This window comes from Bacteroides thetaiotaomicron VPI-5482 (genome assembly GCF_000011065.1).
Lineage (GTDB): Bacteria > Bacteroidota > Bacteroidia > Bacteroidales > Bacteroidaceae > Bacteroides > Bacteroides thetaiotaomicron.
The window spans coordinates 5,920,663-5,939,546 of sequence record NC_004663.1; the positions used below are offsets into that span (position 1 = coordinate 5,920,663).

The 18,884-nt window shown below is 41.4% G+C and carries 14 protein-coding genes; 10 read left to right on the top strand and 4 right to left on the bottom strand.

Annotated elements, in window-relative coordinates:
- Window positions 1-9 precede the first annotated feature (9 nt).
- Both BT_RS22725 and bla read right to left on the bottom strand, forming a co-directional pair.
- The gene (locus tag BT_RS22725) at window positions 10-1,386 is read right to left on the bottom strand and encodes a GNAT family N-acetyltransferase (protein WP_011109294.1); all 1,377 of its coding nucleotides are present in this window, start codon (window positions 1,384-1,386) and stop codon (window positions 10-12) included.
- 33 nt (window positions 1,387-1,419) lie between these two features.
- Window positions 1,420-2,301 carry a class A beta-lactamase, subclass A2 gene (gene bla, locus BT_RS22730; protein ID WP_011109295.1) on the bottom strand — a complete coding sequence of 294 codons (882 nt, stop codon included), beginning with the start codon at window positions 2,299-2,301 and terminating at the stop codon, window positions 1,420-1,422.
- Between the two features lie 150 nt (window positions 2,302-2,451).
- On the opposite strand from bla, the gene BT_RS22735 reads away from it, so the two are divergent.
- The 3 genes from BT_RS22735 (at window position 2,452) to BT_RS22745 (ending at window position 7,418) form a co-directional block, all read left to right on the top strand.
- Complete coding sequence (locus BT_RS22735) at window positions 2,452-3,678, top strand: YecA family protein (RefSeq protein WP_011109296.1); 1,227 nt, start codon at window positions 2,452-2,454, stop codon at window positions 3,676-3,678.
- 174 nt (window positions 3,679-3,852) lie between these two features.
- On the top strand, window positions 3,853-4,746 hold the full coding sequence (locus BT_RS22740) for a HEPN domain-containing protein (RefSeq protein WP_011109297.1): 894 nt from the start codon (window positions 3,853-3,855) through the stop codon (window positions 4,744-4,746).
- A gap of 581 nt (window positions 4,747-5,327) precedes the next feature.
- On the top strand, window positions 5,328-7,418 hold the full coding sequence (locus tag BT_RS22745; protein ID WP_105100233.1) for a BT4734/BF3469 family protein: 2,091 nt from the start codon (window positions 5,328-5,330) through the stop codon (window positions 7,416-7,418).
- A 135-nt stretch (window positions 7,419-7,553) separates the two neighbouring features.
- Here the strand turns inward: BT_RS22745 and BT_RS22750 are convergent, their stop codons facing one another.
- Window positions 7,554-7,988, bottom strand: coding sequence for a DUF6078 family protein (locus tag BT_RS22750; RefSeq protein WP_008760274.1), 435 nt, complete (start codon window positions 7,986-7,988; stop codon window positions 7,554-7,556).
- Window positions 7,989-8,165: 177 nt separating this feature from the next.
- Between BT_RS22750 and BT_RS22755 the strand changes: the two genes are divergently transcribed.
- Window positions 8,166-9,218, top strand: a complete 1,053-nt coding sequence (locus BT_RS22755) for an alcohol dehydrogenase (RefSeq protein ID WP_011109299.1) — start codon at window positions 8,166-8,168, stop codon at window positions 9,216-9,218.
- Window positions 9,219-9,222: 4 nt separating this feature from the next.
- Window positions 9,223-10,023, top strand: coding sequence for a TrmH family RNA methyltransferase (locus BT_RS22760; protein ID WP_011109300.1), 801 nt, complete (start codon window positions 9,223-9,225; stop codon window positions 10,021-10,023).
- Between the two features lie 18 nt (window positions 10,024-10,041).
- Here the strand turns inward: BT_RS22760 and BT_RS22765 are convergent, their stop codons facing one another.
- Window positions 10,042-10,860: a hypothetical protein gene (locus tag BT_RS22765; protein ID WP_011109301.1), complete on the bottom strand. Its 819-nt coding sequence runs from the start codon at window positions 10,858-10,860 to the stop codon at window positions 10,042-10,044.
- 656 nt (window positions 10,861-11,516) lie between these two features.
- On the opposite strand from BT_RS22765, the gene BT_RS22770 reads away from it, so the two are divergent.
- From BT_RS22770 to BT_RS22790, 5 genes are all read left to right on the top strand, one after another.
- Window positions 11,517-11,720 (top strand): helix-turn-helix domain-containing protein, encoded by a 204-nt coding sequence (locus tag BT_RS22770; protein WP_055217103.1) that lies wholly within the window; start codon window positions 11,517-11,519, stop codon window positions 11,718-11,720.
- Window positions 11,721-11,787: 67 nt separating this feature from the next.
- Window positions 11,788-13,527: a DUF262 domain-containing protein gene (locus tag BT_RS22775; protein WP_011109303.1), complete on the top strand. Its 1,740-nt coding sequence runs from the start codon at window positions 11,788-11,790 to the stop codon at window positions 13,525-13,527.
- A 66-nt stretch (window positions 13,528-13,593) separates the two neighbouring features.
- A complete protein-coding gene (locus tag BT_RS22780; protein WP_011109304.1) occupies window positions 13,594-16,299 on the top strand; it encodes a DEAD/DEAH box helicase family protein in 2,706 nt (901 codons plus the stop codon).
- A 3-nt stretch (window positions 16,300-16,302) separates the two neighbouring features.
- Entirely contained in the window at window positions 16,303-17,721 is a 1,419-nt protein-coding gene (locus BT_RS22785) for a type I restriction-modification system subunit M (protein WP_011109305.1), read from the top strand.
- Window positions 17,722-17,724: 3 nt separating this feature from the next.
- Window positions 17,725-18,855 carry a PDDEXK nuclease domain-containing protein gene (locus tag BT_RS22790; RefSeq protein ID WP_011109306.1) on the top strand — a complete coding sequence of 377 codons (1,131 nt, stop codon included), beginning with the start codon at window positions 17,725-17,727 and terminating at the stop codon, window positions 18,853-18,855.
- Window positions 18,856-18,884: the final 29 nt, after the last annotated feature.

Below are 18,884 nucleotides of genomic sequence, written 5' to 3' on the forward strand. Positions count from 1 at the left end.
TTCAGTATCTTATTTTTTATCGTCGGTCAGTTGTAAGTGCAAGATTGGATACGGCTTGCCCATACTGTCCGTTTCATCCCGTCCGATGATCTCGAATCCCAGATGCTGATAGAACCGGAGAGCCTGGTCGTTGTCTTCGTTCACATCCACCTTGTCGATCTGCTTCTGGCGGATGGCATACTCTATCAATCGCTTTCCGTATCCCTTTCCCTGTTCGTCGGGGTGTACAAACAGCATCTCGATCAGCTCATCACTCAATCCCATGAATGCGGCAATCTTTCCGTGAGAGTTGCGGATGATGGAGAGCTCTACTGCCGGCAGATAGTGGTTGCGTATCAGTGGCTTATAGAACTGGATACTCTCTTCTGTCAGGAAGTGGTGCGTGGAGCGGACAGACTTCTCCCACAGCTGGATCAGTTCATCATAATCCTGTTCGGTGGGGCGTGCTATATTGGGAATGTAGTAACATTCATGATCATATATATTCCCGTTATAGGTCAGTTCTGCCTGATGAAGTGTACCTTCGTAGATAAATCCGTTTCGCTTCAGCACTTGTTGCGAACGTTTGTTGTGCGGATAACAGTTGGCAGTGATGAGGCTGAGCTGTAGTTCGTTGAAGCCATAGTTGAGCACGGCTTGCACTGCTTCCGACATGTATCCTTTTCCCCAATACGGTTCGTCCAGCCAATATCCCAGCATACGTACCTGAGGATTTTCCCGTTTCGGATCGGGTACGATGCCGATGGAAGCTATCAATTGCTGTGTATCTTTTAATGTAACAGCCCATATACCTTCCTGTCCTATAAATGCGCCGTGAAGGATTTCACGGGATTCATTCAACGTCTTGTGGGGAGCCCATCCGGCATTATTCCCCAAATTGGGGTTCTGGCAACAGGCAAAGAATGCTTCTGCGTCATTCTCCTGAAAAGGGCGCAGCAGCAGACGTTTCGTTTCGATATTCGGGCATAGAGCCGCTTCGGTTCTTTCTGCTTCCGGTTCTTTCTTGTATACACATTCCAAACGATTTCCGTCGGGGTCGAGTACAACGCTCTCAAAGTATCCGTCGCCCGAAGTGCGTGGTTCACCTACTATGGTATACCCCTCGGAGCGCATTTCTTCCGTAAAGCGAAGAATCTCCTCCTTGCTGGGAAATGTGAACGCAAGATGTGTCAGTCCCCGCCTGTTTTCCTCTATCGGGGTATTCTGCACATCTGCCCGACTCATCAACTCCAGAGTGGGACCTTCATCAAAAGAGATAAAGTATGATTCGAATCCCTTCTTGGGATTGATATATTTCTCATTACTTGTCCCGCCCAGAAAGCGGACATAGAAATCTTTTAATTCTTCCAGACGGAAAGTCCAGATGGCGATATGATGTAGCTTCATAAGAATCGTAGTTAATGTTGTTATACTTCTATTTTATTGATGCGTCACATATTCGTAAACGATACGTGAGATGTCCGCAATGATTTTACTGTTCTCCTGATTATTCTCTTCGGAATCTTTGACGAAGACAGCTATACTGTAAGCGTGTCCGTCGGGCAGGAGGACGAAGCCGATATCATTGCAGGCTACCTGTTGTCCTTTGGCATTGCGGTCACCCGTCCCTGTCTTGTGGCCGATTGTAACTTCTTTGCCGAGCAATGGAGCAACCAGTCGATCTTGTCCGGTCTGGCATTCTGTCATGGTCTGATAGATGAAGTCTTTGTATTCCTGCGGGAACAGTGCTTCTTTGCGGAATATCTCCAAGAGTCTCGCGGCGGCCAGCGGAGTAGTCCAGTTTTGATAACACAGACTTTCGTCTTGGTGCATATCGTTTTCCGTACAGACAATGGCACAATCCGTAACGCCCAGGGAATGGATGTACTGGTTCACCGTATCTACCCCTCCCTGATATTGAAACAGAATATCACAAGCATTGTTGTCACTTTGTTGCAGGGTGTAATTTAATAAATCCGCAATGTCTATATTGAATCCTCCCTGTGGAAAACTATCTCGCAGCGGACTATAAGTATCGGGTTTTAAATCCTCTTTCTTTATGGTCAGTTCAAAGTTCAATGACTGTTGCTGCTTTCCCATATAATCAGCCAATGCCAACGCCTGATGAAATTTGAATACACTCATCAATGGATAATGAATGTCATTGTTGACAGTTACCGTATCTTTTCCGTCGATAATGACGGCAATACCGATTTCAGCTTTCTTGCCTTTGATAGCCTGTTTGAGTTGGTCCTCCAGAGAAAGATTCTGTGCACAGATAATAGTGGGGATCAGACAGAGAAGCAGGATGAATGAGCGCATACTAATTTTTTCATTAATTGGTTTGTATTTGGGTTTTAAGAGTCACAAAGATATAAATACTAATTTTATCAGCAAATATTTACTTGGAAATAGTAATCCTACATAAGAATTATCTATTTTTGTCGGTAAACAAAATAATAAGCCTTCTATATGTTAAAATGTCATTCAGAGTTGTTTAAATCGTCGGTGAAGTTGGCGGATGGTTTAAGATTGAGTACAAAAGAAGAATTGAAAGATATAGCACAGTTGCTTCTTCTTTCCGTTCCTTCAAAATTGCGAAAAGAAGAGTATGTATCCTGTCTTGCAGAAGCTGTTCTTACTTGTCCGGATATATGGATTTCGCAGTTGACACATTATGAATGGTTGCTCCTTCAAAAATTGGTAAAAGCAGGAGCCAATACCTATGTGGAAGAACCTAATATGATAATGACGAGTACATTAGAATTGCTTTCTTTTGTTGCGGTCGAGTGTAGTTTGAACGGAGACAAGATTCGTTATATGATTTGTGATGAGTTGCGTGAAGCGGTTGCTCCCCATATTGATAAGTTTTTGACATCGACGGAAGAGAACAGCCGTTTTGTGCTGGAGCAGTATGCTTTAGGAATTTTAAATCTTTATGGTCTCTTACCTTATACGGAATTCTTGAAGCAACTGACCGGATACTTGAAGGGCTCAATGACAAAGGACGAAATTGCTAAAGGTTTATCAAACTCAATGTTGATGAGACAACTGACGTTTGATATGGAAGATATATATAATTCTGTTATGTATGTTCGATCTCCCTTATTATTGGACGTTGAGGACTTGGAGGAAAGATTATATGCACATCGTGCTATAAAAAGTTTGAAGAAGTTTACCGTCGAAGAGGTTTTGTCGGCTGGAACGATGCCTGTGTTCTATATTTCCAATCCGCATTCGGATGAACTGAAAGGGTTTATGATGAGGAAATTAGGTTATAATGAAGAACTGGCTGAGGCTAAGATACAGTGGCTGTGGTATGCAATACAGATGAACGAAAATCCGATGTCTGCTATTGTTTCGGCAATAGACACGAAGGTGCTTTCTATGCAAGAACTTCAGGAAGTGGTTGGAATAGCTGTAAACTATTGTAATGATTGTCCCCGTTGGTTCTTGAAAGGTCACTCGTCCACCGAAGCATCTGCTTTACTTGGTAGGGGTGAATCGGTGAAAACTCCTCCTCGTATCGTTGCCGGACCAACGATGAAAGCAGCAGGCATGGATATCACTCCTGAAATGCAAAAAATGGTTGATGGTATGTTTTATGATACATTCTCCGGAACGAAAATCGGACGGAATGATCCTTGCCCTTGTGGGAGCGGAAAGAAATATAAGAAATGTTGCGGTAGGGATAACTGAAAAGGGACTGTTCGTAGAGATGCTATGTCGGTATAGGCGGACTGTTCTTTGATACTTTCCGTCATCGAATAAATGAACAGTCTGAAATGGATCATTCATATAAGATTTTTGGTATCCTTGTTGGCTTGATATGGTAAAGTTCTTACCTTTGTAAGGTCATCAAAATAAGTGTTCATGAAGAAGTCTATAAAACATTTGCCCAAGCGAACGCAGGAAGAACTGACAGTTCTGCTGGACTTAGTCTGCAAAAGCGTCGATAACTGTCAGATGATTATCCTGTTCGGGAGTTATGCCAGGGGTAATTATGTTTTATGGGATACTAAAATAGAGTTCGGTGTTCGTACCTCGTATCAGAGTGATTATGATATTCTTGTCATCACCAACGGAGCAGTCAAGCGGGCAGAAAGAAAACTGGAGCGTATCACTAACAAATATCATGATTTGTTTGAATACCGTCGTCACGCTTTTCCGCAATTCATTGTCGAACATATAAATACGGTTAACAATAATCTAGAGGTTAGCCAGTATTTCTTTACAGATATTATAAAGGAAGGAATTTTGCTTTACGATAGTGGCAAATGTCAATTGGCTAAACCACGGAAGTTGAGCTTTAGGGAGATTCGGGATATTGCACAAAATGAATTTGATAAACTTTTCCCTTATGCTTGTGACTTCCTAACTGGTGTAAAGGATTATTTTATACTTAAAGAAAAATACAACCTTTCTGCCTTTATGCTTCATCAATCTTGTGAGAAACTTTATAATACTATATTGATGGTTTTTACGAATTACCGTCCGAAAAGTCACAGACTTCAAGACCTTGGTGGGAGGGTAAAGAGCTTTTCGATGGAACTGGTAACGGTTTTTCCTCAAAATACGGATGATGAAAAAGAGTGTTTCGATCTGTTATGCCGAGCCTATATCGAGGCCCGCTATAACAAAGATTACAAAATTACACGCGAACAGCTGGAATACTTAATTTCACGTTTAGAGATTCTAAAGGAAATGACTGAACGTCTTTGCAAAGAGAAAATTGCAGAATATAATGCGATGGCGGAAAATGGTTGAACACACGAAATATTTTAAAGTCTTATAACTTTGCATCCGTCTGGCTGTCACTCCCTATAAATTAAAAAGAAGAATATATCTGTCATCTGTCACCGATTTCATTCTAACTATCAGATTATAAATAGTTAATGATGTGACAGCAGTGGGTGACAGCACTGTGATGGCAATTATGCTGTCACCCTTGTATTTGTGATTCGGGATATGTTTTGAAGTCGTTGATTTCATCACGGTATGTAACTATCTTTTCTAAACCTTGAAACAGTTTGTTTTGCAGTTTGAAACTAAAGTTCCAAATGCTTGAAACCATAGTTCCAAACGCTTGAAACTAATGATTCCAAGCTGTTGGAACTAAAGTTTCAAGCCTTTGAAACTATGGTTTCTCTTCGCTGAAACTATGGTTTCAAGGCGACGAAACTAATTCAGTGCTATAACCTTATCATGACCCAGCTTAGATTGCTTCTTTAGGGTCAGCCTTTTCTATATTAAACTTTCGTTTTTTCTTGTCGGTCCCGGATATAATGAGTAATTTAGCAGTCTCAACGACACGAAGACGCTGACACAAACAACCTATTATTATATAAATGAAAATTACCCAATTCCGTAAAAATGGAGATACAACAGCGCTCAGCGTACTGGATCTTGAAAAACTGGTAAACAAAGTAAAAACAGAGATAAAATCCCGTCCGGTTTCCACTTTCAGAGAAGAATTAAGATATATGCTTCCAGATGATCGGTGTATGTTTGCCGACAAGCTTCCCGAGATAATTCCTGCCGCAGAATTTAGAAAAGTAAACGGGCAGAAGCAGATGAAAGCGTATAATGGTATTGTTGAACTGACTGTCGGTCCCCTGTCCAATAAATCGGAGATAGCTCTGGTGAAACAAAAAGCGAGTGAACAACCGCAGACCCGTTGCGCTTTTATGGGTTCGAGTGGAAAAACGGTGAAGATATGGACCACTTTTACTCGTCCGGATAACTCACTGCCCAAAACACGGGAAGAGGCGGAACTGTTTCACGCTCACGCCTATCGGCTGGCTGTGAAATGTTATCAGCCCCAAATCCCGTTCGATATACTTCCCAAAGAGCCGACTTTGGAGCAATATTCGCGATTGTCTTATGATCCGGATATTATGTATCGTCCGAATTCCGTGCAATTTTATCTCTCGCAGCCCACAGCGATGCCCGAAGAGAAGACTTTCCGGGAGGCAGTGCAGGCAGAGAAGTCTCCGTTGACTCGTGCCGTGCCGGGATATGATGCAGAAAATGCTTTTTTGATGCTTTTTGAAGCAGCTTTTCGGAAAGCTTATACAGATCTTAGCGAAGCAGGCCTCCAATTACGGGAAGATAAATGGCAACCATTGGTCGTACAATTGGCCAAAAATTGTTTTGCTTCGGGATTGCCTCAGGAAGAAGTCGTGAAACGTACCGTTTTTCATTTCTATATGTATAAACAAGAAGTGCTGATCCGGGAGATGATTGGCAACGTATATCTCGAATGTAAAGGTTTCGGCAAAAATATCAGTCTGAGCAAAGAGCAACAGCTAGCCTTACAGACCGAAGAATTCATGAAACGCCGTTATGAATTTCGCTATAACACACAAATCGCTGAGGTGGAATATCGGGAAAGGCTGTCTTTCCGTTTTCGTTTCAATCCTCTCGACAAACGGGCGCTGAATAGCATTGCCCTGGATGCACAAATGGAGGGTATTCCACTGTGGGACAGGGATATCAGCCGTTATATCTATTCAAATCGCGTGCCTGTATTCAATCCGTTGGAGGATTTTCTCTATCGACTTCCCGGATGGGACGGTAAAGACCGTATCCGTGAATTGGCAGCTACCGTTCCTTGCCGGAATCCGTATTGGACAGACTTGTTTCACCGCTGGTTTCTCAATATGGTTTCTCATTGGAGAGGGTATGATAAAAAATACGCGAACAGTGTTTCGCCATTGCTGGTCGGGGCGCAAGGGACGCGAAAATCTACCTTTTGCCGGAGTATAATGCCACCTTCGGAACGTTCCTATTATACTGACAGCATTGATTTCTCGCGAAAGAAAGATGCGGAACTTTATCTCAATCGTTTTGCGCTCATCAATATTGATGAATTTGATCAGGTCAGTTCGACACAACAGGGCTTCTTGAAACATATTCTGCAAAAGCCTGTGGTAAATATGCGGAAACCTCATGCCAGTGCCGTGCTCGAAATGCGCCGGTATGCTTCATTTATCGCTACGAGTAATCAAAAAGACCTGTTGACCGATCCTTCCGGTAGCCGTCGTTTCATCTGTATCGAAGTGACGGGAGTGATTGACACGAATCGTCCGATAGATTATGAGCAGCTTTACGCGCAAGCCATGTATGAATTGGAACATGGCGAACGCTATTGGTTCGACCAGGAGGATGAAAAGATTATGATGGAAAACAATCGTGAATTTGAGCAAGTTCCTCCGGAAGAACAGTTGTTTTTTCGTTATTTTCGTGCCGCACAGCCTGAAGAAGGGGAGTGGTTGTCTCCGGCGGAGATTATGGAAGATATTCAGAGAAATAGTTCGATACCGATGTCCGTGAAAAGGGTCAATTCATTTGGAAGAATACTGAAAAAGCAGGAAATCCCCTCCAAACATGTACGTAGCGGTACGCTTTACCATGTCGTAAAGTTAGTGACCGGGTAGCGGGAACAAATAATAAATGTGTGATTGCATTGTGACAGCAAAAATGCCGTCACAATGCAATCACCTCCTGCTGTCACGGGCTGATTCGTTGATAATTAATCTGTTATCTCCTGTTTGGTGACAGATGACAGCAACTTACCATATATATTCTTCTGTGTAGCGTTGGTAAGCAGGCTCTTCTTTTATTCCTTTGTTACGAAACAATTGTTTTATATAAGCTTGATCTTTGGGCATAAGGCCTCGTTCTCCACGATAGAGGCGGTAATATCCTGTTTTCCCATAGTGTCCCACCAACTGTGATCGGATACTGACTGCGTCTTCATAAGGAATCCTGTCAAGCAACCGTTTAAGTCCCCATGTTACATGAACTTTTACAGCCGTTTTAAAACATTCGCATTGATTCCCGTCCGCAGGATAGCGTGCCGGATTAACGCTGGTGATATAAAGATAGTCGGCTCCGTTATATTGTGCAGCTATGTGGCGTAAGCATTTGGAGGCTTGTGGGCATTGGTCGTTGAAGCAACGGGCAAAATTGTAAGGGACAGACAGGCTGTCGGGTTCTTCTTTCATTTGTTGACTTTGTTTTATTTATGATAGCAAGGGATACAAGTTTTGTATTCTCTACAAATGTAAGGCTTTCTTTCAAGAATGAGAAATGATTGATAAGCTAATACCATTGTTCTATGCGATTTCTTTTTGAAATCACTATCTTTGCAATGGATCTATTCATTAAATAAAGAAGAGATTATGCTTGCATACACATATATTGAACACGGAAAATTTGAATTGCGAGAAAAACCGGAACCGAAAATTACGGATGCACGGGATGCAATCGTGCGTGTGACTCTTGGCAGTATCTGTACCAGTGACCTGCATATCAAACACGGTAGTGTGCCGCGTGCAGTACCCGGAATAACGGTTGGACACGAGATGGTAGGTGTCGTGGAAGAGGTGGGAGCTGAAGTTACATCAGTCAGACCCGGCGACAGAGTAACCGTGAATGTCGAGACTTTCTGTGGAGAGTGTTTCTTTTGTCATCACGGATATGTCAACAACTGTACCGACCCCAACGGTGGCTGGGCTTTAGGCTGCCGTATCGACGGCGGGCAGGCGGAATATGTCAGAGTACCTTATGCCGATCAAGGACTGAACCGTATTCCCGATACAGTCAGTGATGAACAGGCTCTTTTTGTCGGTGATGTCCTTGCCACAGGCTTCTGGGCAACTCGTATCTCGGAGATTACGGAGAAAGATACTATCCTCCTCATTGGTGCCGGACCTACCGGAATTTGTACTTTGCTCTGCTCGATGCTGAAGAATCCGAAGCGTATCATTGTCTGTGAAAAGTCCCCTGAAAGGATTCAGTTTGTCCGTGAACATTATCCCGATGTACTGATAACGACACCTGAGAACTGCAAGGAGTTTGTACTCCAAAACAGTGATCACAGTGGAGCTGATGTTGTTCTGGAAGTGGCGGGGACCGAAGATAGTTTCCGGATGGCGTGGGACTGTGCCCGTCCCAATGCGATAGTCACGATTGTGGCTCTTTATGACAAACCTCTGCTTTTTCCTTTGCCTGAGATGTATGGCAAGAATTTGACTTTCAAAACAGGAGGTGTAGACGGCTGTGACTGTGCTGAGATCCTCAGTCTGATTGAAGAGGGAAAGATTGATACCACTCCTCTTATTACCCATCGCTGTTCGCTGAACGAGATTGAGGAGGCATATCGTATCTTTGAAAACAAGCTGGACGGCGTCATCAAGGTAGCGATTGTATGTCAAACTGAAAGTAATAAATAAGAATATGCCTGTTGTCGAAATATCCTCTTTGTCTCATCCCGGAGTTGAGATATTCTGTACTCTTACCGAGGCTCAGTTACGCAATCGTATCGAGCCTGACAAGGGTATTTTTATCGTAGAAAGTCCAAAGGTCATAGAGAGAGCTCTGGACGCCGGTTATGAACCTTTAGCCATTTTGTGTGAGCATAAACATATCACTGGCGATGCCTCCAACATCATTGAACGTTGTGGCAATGTGCCTGTCTATACGGGTAGCAGGGAACTGCTTGCTACATTGACCGGTTATGTCCTGACACGTGGTGTTCTTTGTGCCATGCGTCGTCCTGCGGTGCGCAGTATGGCAGAAGTCTGTCGGGAAGCCCGGCGCATCGTCGTGATCGATGGTGTTGTTGATACAACCAACATCGGTGCTATTTTCCGTTCGGCAGCCGCCCTGGGAATTGATGCCGTACTACTGACGCGTAACTCTTGTGACCCGTTGAACCGTCGTGCAGTCAGAGTATCGATGGGAACGGTCTTCCTTGTACCATGGACTTGGATGGACGGTTCTCTCAGCGACTTGGGCAAGTTGGGCTTCCGTACAGCTGCCATGGCACTCACGGACAACTCTGTTTCCATTGATGATCCTGTCCTGGCAACCGAACCCAGATTGGCTATCGTGATGGGTACCGAAGGGGACGGACTTTCGCCGGAAACGATTGCAGAAGCTGACTACGTAGTCCGTATTCCTATGTCGCACGGCGTCGATTCACTCAATGTAGCCGCTGCGGCTGCCGTAGCTTTCTGGCAGCTTCGTGCTCGATAGTTCTCATAAGGATCCTTTTTATTGTCGGGACATAAGTTCCGCAAATTGATCGAGTGACTGGACATTATATTTCTCAATGAGATCAATGCATTGTTGAAGATAATCTTCATCCACTTTTACTCCATTCCATTGGTACCATCGTTTTACCATCTCAATACCTGCATTATGCTTCTTGGCAACATTCCAAATCGTGACGAGATCATCCTTTTGTTTTCTTGATTTTAACCGTTTCAGCTCAAGTGCCCCTTTGTAGATTTTGATTTCCTCATCATAGATGAGCTGTTTCTTTAGCGTCAGTTCATCATCTCCCAGAAAAGTGACATGGGTCATGAATTTTAGTCCTTCGCTGAAATCGGCTACAGCGATACCATGGTCGGAAACGATGAAATAGCCGCCATTATTTTTGCGAGTATACAAGACTTGCGGATTGTTATACACAAAGTATTCGAATATGTTTTCCCCTTTGCGGTCTATTTGATAATGATCGATGTAGCGCTCTTTATATCGTTGCATGAAATGTGCTGTGTAATGCATCACCCTATCGCGGGACTTGAACCCCGTCATTTGGATATAGCCATTGCTTGAAGTGCCGATAATGGGGGCATAAGCCTGAAATCCTACGCCTTGCATATATGAATTATGTTTTCCCACTACTGTCCACACATTTCTTCGGGTGGTGGTGAGGGTTATACGCTGGGTCGCCAAAGGATATGGCAGCATGTTCTTTGTTTTCTTACGAACCTTATCCATGAACATATTTGCTTTGGTCGATATTTCGATGAGGTCCTTATGCACTTCGGCATACAGTTCCTCGTGAGTCATACTTGTCAGATACATATTTGTGTTTTTGAATTGAGACAAAGGTAGTGGTTATCTTCAGAATTGACATCATTGTCGGATGGCTTTTTGCGGATGATGCCGAAAATAAATACTTTATTCTTTTTAGAACCTGTACGCTCTCATATCCATTATTTTGTGCTCCACCATTAATGCTATGGATACATTAGGTCTTTCAAAAGTAACATCATTGTTCATCCTGACTTTAATAGAAAGAGACGAGAGTAGTTTAATGAGACTGAAGCTATGTGTTAATTGCATAGGTTCAGTCCTAAATTTTATATGAGTAGGATTCTTTTTATTCAACAAAATAGAGAACTAAGATTCTTTAGGCTTCTTATAATGTTCATTTATCATTCTACTAACTTCGTCCATTGATATTTCTCCCTCTATATGTTTACGAGCTGTGTCTATGAGAAAATTTGATACACGCAGATTATCGACAGTTTGTAAGCCTATGGAAGCTCTCCATAATTTGGCTCGTTCACGTTTCTCCTAATCTGTATCATTTAAATATTCATCAAATATGTGCATGTTCTTATCATCTTTTTGATTTTCACGTTATAAGTTGGGGTTCATGTAGCTACAAAAGTACAAAAACAATCCTGATATTGAATATAATTCACTACATTTGCATTATAAAATCGTATCAAACAATGAAGCTAAATAGACTAAAGGCAGTTCTTTTGGAAAAAGGTATCTCTCAGACGTGGTTGGCGAAACAGCTTGATATGAGTTTTAGTATGGTCAATGCCTATGCTTGCAATCGGATTCAACCTAATTTGCAGACACTTCAACAGTTTGCATCGATATTGCAGGTAGATTTGAAGGACTTAATAACCGATAAAAAAGATAGGTAATAATATACAAGCCTTTCTGATGTTATTATTGAGTTTAATTGATTAGAATATAAAAATAAGCAATAAGATGGCAAACTTAAATATTGAACAGAAAAAGGTGAAAAGCCTTTTTCAAGAATCGAAATACAACTTCCTTATACCTGATTACCAACGCCCATATGCGTGGGGTGAGATGGAGTGTAAAACTTTATGGGATGATTTGTTTTCGTTCTCTTTCCCAAATGATGACTGTGACCAATTTATTGACGATGAAGAGTATTTCCTTGGTCCTATAGTAACATTTAAGAATAGAAACCAAATGGAGGTAATTGATGGGCAGCAACGTTTAACGACACTTATGCTTTTGTTAAGGGCTTTTTATAATAAACTAGGTAGTATGAAAGACCCTCGCTCAAAACGGATGAAGGAGGATATTGAAAAATGTATTTGGAGAGCTAATGAATTTGGAGAGTTTGAAACATCTGCTCTGAAAATCAATTCACAGGTTGCTACGGATGAAGATAAAGAAGAGTTTATTGCAATATTGAAAGATGGACAAGGAATTGGCAAAAAAAGTCGTTACGCAAAGAATTTCAATTTCTTCGTTGAAAAGATAGATGTTTTTTTAAGTAATTATCCATCGTATTTTGCATATTTCCCGGCACGAGTGTTAAATAACTGTGTGCTTTTACCAATAGAGGCGGAATCACAAAATACGGCATTAAGAATTTTCTCAACCTTGAATGATAGAGGGAAACCTCTCTCTGATGCAGATATTTTTAAGGCGCAACTTTATAAATATTATTCATCGTTTGGTAAAAAAGATGAATTTATAGAAACGTGGAAAAATCTAGATAAGATTACTAGCGAAGTGTTTCATCCAATTTATGGTACACCATTAGATGAATTGTTTACAAGATATATGTATTATGAGCGAGCACTTGCAGAGATAAAATCATCAACAACAGAAGCTTTGCGCAAGTTTTATGAAGGAGATGGCAGTTATCCTCTTTTGCATCAGCCAAAGACATTGAGTAATCTTGTAAGCCTTGCCAAATTTTGGCAAGATGTTAGCAATCAGGAGACAGAACGTTTCTCAGATAAAGTCCTAAAGCGTTTGTTCGTACTTAGTTATGCTCCTAATGGAATGTGGACGTATATCACTTCTGTGTATTTTATGTACCATCGTAATGAAAATGATGAAATAGAAGAAAATGCTTTTTGTCGTTTCTTGGATTGTATAACAGCTTTCATATGGGCTTATGCTATAACTAATCCAGGTGTTAACTCTTTGCGTACTCCTGTATATGCAGAAATGGTTAAGATAATCAGAGGAGAAGATGTAACATTCTCAGATTTCAAATTTTCAGAAGAACGTTATCGTGCGCAAATAACAAATTATGCATTCAATAATAGTCGTGCGATTACAAAATCAATGATTACTTGGTGGGCTTTTCAATATGATAATCAATCATTATTGTCATTGGAAACCAAATTCGATATAGAACATATATATGCACGAAACAGACTGGATAAAGAAAAAGGTTTATCAAATCCTCAGAATGTAGAAATACTTGGAAATAAGGTTCTTCTTGAAAAAAGATTGAATATCAGAGCTTCCGACTATCGCTTTGTAGATAAAGTAAAATATTATAAAGGTTTTACCACTGCTAATGGTCAGGAAAAGAATGGCTCTCAAATTGTAGAATTGGCGGAGATAAGTAATTCATATAGTGATTTTACTGAAACTGATATTATTAATCGTAATTCTAAAATAATTGATTCGTTTGTGAATTTCCTTAGAGCGAATCAATTATTGAAAGAGTAAAGTTATAGCTTTGAATATCAATTTGTTTTTTAGCATAAACTTCTGATAATATATATTATTAAGAATATGACTCCTGAAGAAAAAGCAAGAATAAAGATAGACCAGTGGTTTGCCGATGCTGGTTGGAAAGTAGTTAATAGGGAGGATTATGAACCTACTGGTACGGCTGTAGCCATAAGAGAAGGTTTATTGAAAGGAAATCTTGAAGCCGATTATTTCCTTTTCATTAATGGAAAAGCAGTAGGAGTACTTGAAGCTAAGCGTGAAGAAACAGACGTTTTTGCTTCAAAAGTATGCGAGCAAGCAGCTCTATATGCACGAAGTGTCCCAAATATCTATCAGGCATATCAAAAGCCATTGCCTTTTATCTTTACCTCAAATGGAAAAGAACTATACTTCTGTGATTTCCGTGAACAAGATTCTTGTTTCAAACAGATAATAACTATTCCTACGCCACATGAATTGGTCAAGAAACTGGGGATTGAGGATACATTTGCCGGACTTCCCACATTGAAAAGGAAGGGGCTTCGTGATTGCCAGTATGAAGCGGTGACAGAACTTGAAAAGAGTTTTCGTGCTGGGCAAAATCGGGCATTGATGGTTCTTGCTACCGGAGCAGGCAAAACATATACTGCTTGTCTTGCTGCCTACCGAATGCTTTCTTATACACCAATGCGTAGGGTGTTGTTTCTTGTCGACCGAAATAATCTTGGAAAACAGGCAGAGGGAGAATTTGGAACTTTCCGACTGACAGAGAATGGAGACGCTTTCAATACTATCTTTACGGTCAATCGCCTTCGCTCACCTTCTATCCCTTCTGATAGTAACGTCGTTATTTCTACAATACAACGTTTGTTTTCATTCTTGAAAGGAGAAGCTATTGAGGATAATGATGACGATGATGAGAACGAACCTGCAGAGGAAGTAACCTTGCCTCCCAATCCCAATTTACCGCACGATTACTTTGATATGATTATTATAGATGAGTGCCATCGCTCCATTTATGGAAACTGGCGCATGGTATTGGAGTATTTTGATACGGCAAGATTGGTAGGTTTGACTGCGACACCTATTCCCGAAACAATGGCTTTTTTCAATAACAATCGCATTGTCAACTATACATTAGAAAAGAGTATCGTTGATGGTGTGAATGTGGATTGTCGGGTATATAGAATAAAAACCCAAGTCACGGAAACGGGTGGGGCTATATTAGAGGGTGAGAAATTTAAAGAAGAAACAAGATATACAGGTGAGGTCAAGACTGTAAGTAGTAAGGAAACCAAAAACTACACAAATAAAGAACTTAATCGGAGTGTTATTAATCCGGCACAGATAAAGTTAATCCTTTCGACCTATCGGGATGTGGTTTATACAGAATTGTTTAATGACCCGCAACGTAAGCCGAATATGGACTATTTGCCCAAAACCTTGATATTTGCTCTCAATGAAGCTCACGCTACAAATATCGTACAGATAGCTAAAGAGGTGTTCGGACGGAATGACGACCGCTTTGTTCAGAAAATTACTTATTCGGCAGGCGACAGTAACGAACTGATACGCCAATTCCGTAACGACAAGGATTTCCGTATTGCTGTGACCTGTACGTTGGTTGCCACTGGAACAGATGTAAAGCCACTGGAAGTGGTGATGTTCATGCGTGATGTGGAGTCATTGCCTTTGTATATTCAGATGAAAGGGCGTGGAGTGCGTACTATTGGTGATGACCAACTTCGCAATGTTACCCCGAACGCATTCAGCAAGGATTGTTTTTATTTGGTTGATGCGGTAGGCGTGACGGAGCATGCGCAAACAGTGGCACCTATAGATGATGGTCCTACAACAAAAACGATTACTCTAAAGGAGTTGTTAGAACGTATTAGTCATGGCTATATTCCTGACGAGTATCTCAAACGGCTTGCGGCAACGCTTGCCCGAATATACAACAAGGCGGATGATTCGCAACGGAAAGAGTTTGTCCGTTTGTCTCATGATGACATGAAGGAACTTTCTGCTAGAATATACGATGCGCTGGAGAAAGGCATTCTTCCACTGTTTGTAAGCACTGATGAGCCTAACAATGAACGTAAGGGGCTAGTCGCTCCGCTTGCCAATCATGCGGATGCTCGGAAATACCTTCTTATACTTGCAGCCGGATTCGTCAATACATTGATGCCGGGTGAAGATACGCTTATCTCCAAAGGGTTTTCCATTGAGGAAGCAAAAAGTACGACAGAGGCTTTCGAGGAGTTCTGCAAAGAACACAGTGATGAAATAGAAGCACTACGTATTATATATAATAATGAAGGAACGCCTATCACCTATTCTATGTTGAAGGATTTGGAAAACAAACTCAAAATGGCAAACAACCATTTCACTTCCAAACAACTTTGGAACTCTTATGCCATAGTCAATCCTAAAGCGGTAAGGCGTTCCACTACCAAAGAAGAAAGCGATGCATTGACCAATATCATACAACTTGTGCGCTTTGCTTTCCGCCAAATCGAACGATTGGATAGTGTAGTTACTACCTCTAAACAGTTTTTCAATCTTTGGTTAGGACAAACCCAGCGTGAAATAACTGACAAACAGCGAGAGGTTATCAGTCGTATTGTGGATTACATTGCTTCTAACGGAGCTTGTACGGTCAGAGATATTCGAGAGGATGACGCAACCCAAGCGGCACAAATGATTCGGGCATTTGGTAATATGCAGAAAGTGGACGAAGCACTTCATTCCCTTTACACATTTGTAGTATTAAGAAAAGCAGCATAAAAAATGGCAACAAATAGTTCAACTGAGCAATCGCTCACCAAAAAAGTATGGAATCTGGCAACCACTCTTGCCGGACAAGGAATAGGATTCACTGATTATATTACCCAACTGACCTATCTTTTATTCTTGAAGATGGATGCCGAAAATGTAGAAATGTTTGGAGAAGAGTCGGCTATTCCAACTGGTTATCAGTGGGCAGATTTGATAGCATTTGATGGTCTGGATTTGGTAAAACAATATGAAGAGACCCTTAAATTGCTTAGTGAGCTGGACAATCTGATAGGTACGATTTATACGAAGGCACAAAACAAGATAGACAAACCTGTTTATCTGAAAAAGGTCATCACCATGATTGATGAGGAGCAATGGCTCATTATGGACGGTGATGTGAAAGGAGCTATCTACGAAAGCATTCTTGAAAAGAACGGGCAAGACAAGAAAAGCGGTGCAGGACAGTATTTTACTCCTCGTCCACTTATTCAGGCAATGGTAGATTGTATCAATCCGCAAATGGGTGAAACGGTTTGTGACCCGGCTTGTGGAACGGGTGGATTCTTACTTACAGCTTACGATTATATGAAAGGTCAGTCAGCAAGTAAAGAAAAACGTGATTTCTTGCGTGACAAAGCTTTGCATGGTGTGGATAATACGCCTTTAGTGGTGACGCTCGCTTCCATGAATCTTTATTTGCATGGTATTGGTACAGACCGTAGTCCGATTGTTTGTGAGGATTCTTTGGAAAAAGAACCGTCAACTCTTGTTGATGTGATACTTGCCAATCCTCCTTTTGGAACTCGTCCGGCAGGCTCTGTGGATATCAACCGTCCGGATTTCTATGTGGAGACCAAAAATAACCAGTTAAACTTCCTCCAACACATGATGCTTATGCTCAAAACAGGAGGACGTGCGGCAGTGGTGCTTCCTGATAATGTCCTTTTTGAAGCAGGAGCAGGTGAGACCATTCGCAAACGCTTATTGCAGGATTTCAATCTGCATACTATCTTGCGCTTGCCTACAGGGATTTTCTATGCGCAAGGCGTAAAAGCCAACGTGTTGTTTTTCAGCAAAGGACAACCAACCAAAGAAATATGGTTTTACGATTACCGTACAGACATAAAGCATACGCTTGCCACCAATAAACTGGAACGGCATCATTTGGATGATTTTGTTTCTTGCTACAATAATCGAGTAGAGATCTACGATGCAGAAAATAATCCGCAAGGTCGTTGGCGTAAATATCCTGTAGATGAAATTATTGCCAGAGACAAAACAAGTCTTGACATTACTTGGATAAAACCAGGTGGTGAGGTGGACGACCGTTCATTGGCAGAACTGATGGCAGACATCAAGGATAAGAGCCAGACCATCAGTAGAGCGGTGACTGAACTTGAAAAACTGCTTGCAAATATTGAAGAAAATTGAGCTATGCGAAAAGATATTAGCACAAATGATAAAGATATAAACGACCTGTTCTTAAAGGTTGTTGACCTTGTCACGCAGGCAAGGGAACGTGTGGCAACAGCTATCAATATTGCTGAGGTCTTTACTAAGTTCCATATCGGACAATATATAGTAGAATATGAGCAAAAGGGAGAAACAAGAGCCGAATACGGAAAGGCGGTGCTGAAAGAACTCTCCAAACGTCTGACTGATAGGTTGGGAGATGGATGGTCGTATTCAACGCTTAAGAATATACGGCAGTTTTATATTGTCTTTTCTAAAGGGCTAACCAGTGGTTGTCCAAAGTCGAGCCAAAAGGCTAACCAGTGGTTAGCCGATTATTCGAAGGCAGAGGAACATATCTCTGAACCGACATTCGCTCTCTCATGGTCTCATTATCTTATACTGATGAGGGTGGAAAATCCGGATGCCCGCAGTTTCTATGAAATAGAATGTACCCAACAACAATGGTCTAAAAGACAACTTAGCCGTCAAGTAGGAAGCTGTCTTTATGAGAGATTGGCTTTGAGCCGTAACAAAGATGAAGTAATGCGGTTGGCTAAAGAAGGGCAAACTATTGGGAAACCATCGGACATCATCAAGAATCCCATCACATTAGAGTTTCTTGGTCTAAAGCCCGATGCAGTTTACTCAGAGTCTAAATTGGAGAATGCCATTATCAACAAGATGCAGCAATTCTTATTAGAACTTGGCAAAGGATTCCTATTTGAAGCAAGGCAGAAAAGGTTCACGTTTGATGAGCAGCATTTCTTTGTTGACTTGGTGTTTTACAATCGTTTGCTACAATGCTATGTGCTTATAGATTTGAAGATAGACAAACTTACTCACCAAGATCTCGGACAGATGCAGATGTATGTCAACTATTACGACCGCTATGTCAAACAAGACTTTGAAAAGCCGACAATTGGTATTCTACTGTGTAAGGAGAAGAACGATGCACTAGTGGAACTCACCTTGCCTAAAGATGCTAACATCTATGCTTCTGCTTATCAACTCTATCTCCCCAACAAGGCTTTATTGCAAGCCAAGGTGAAGGAATGGATTGAAGAGTTTGAAGAAAATGAGGAATTAAAGAAACTGGAAGAAAATGAATAGTATTTGTGCAGCCAAAACTGCACAAATAC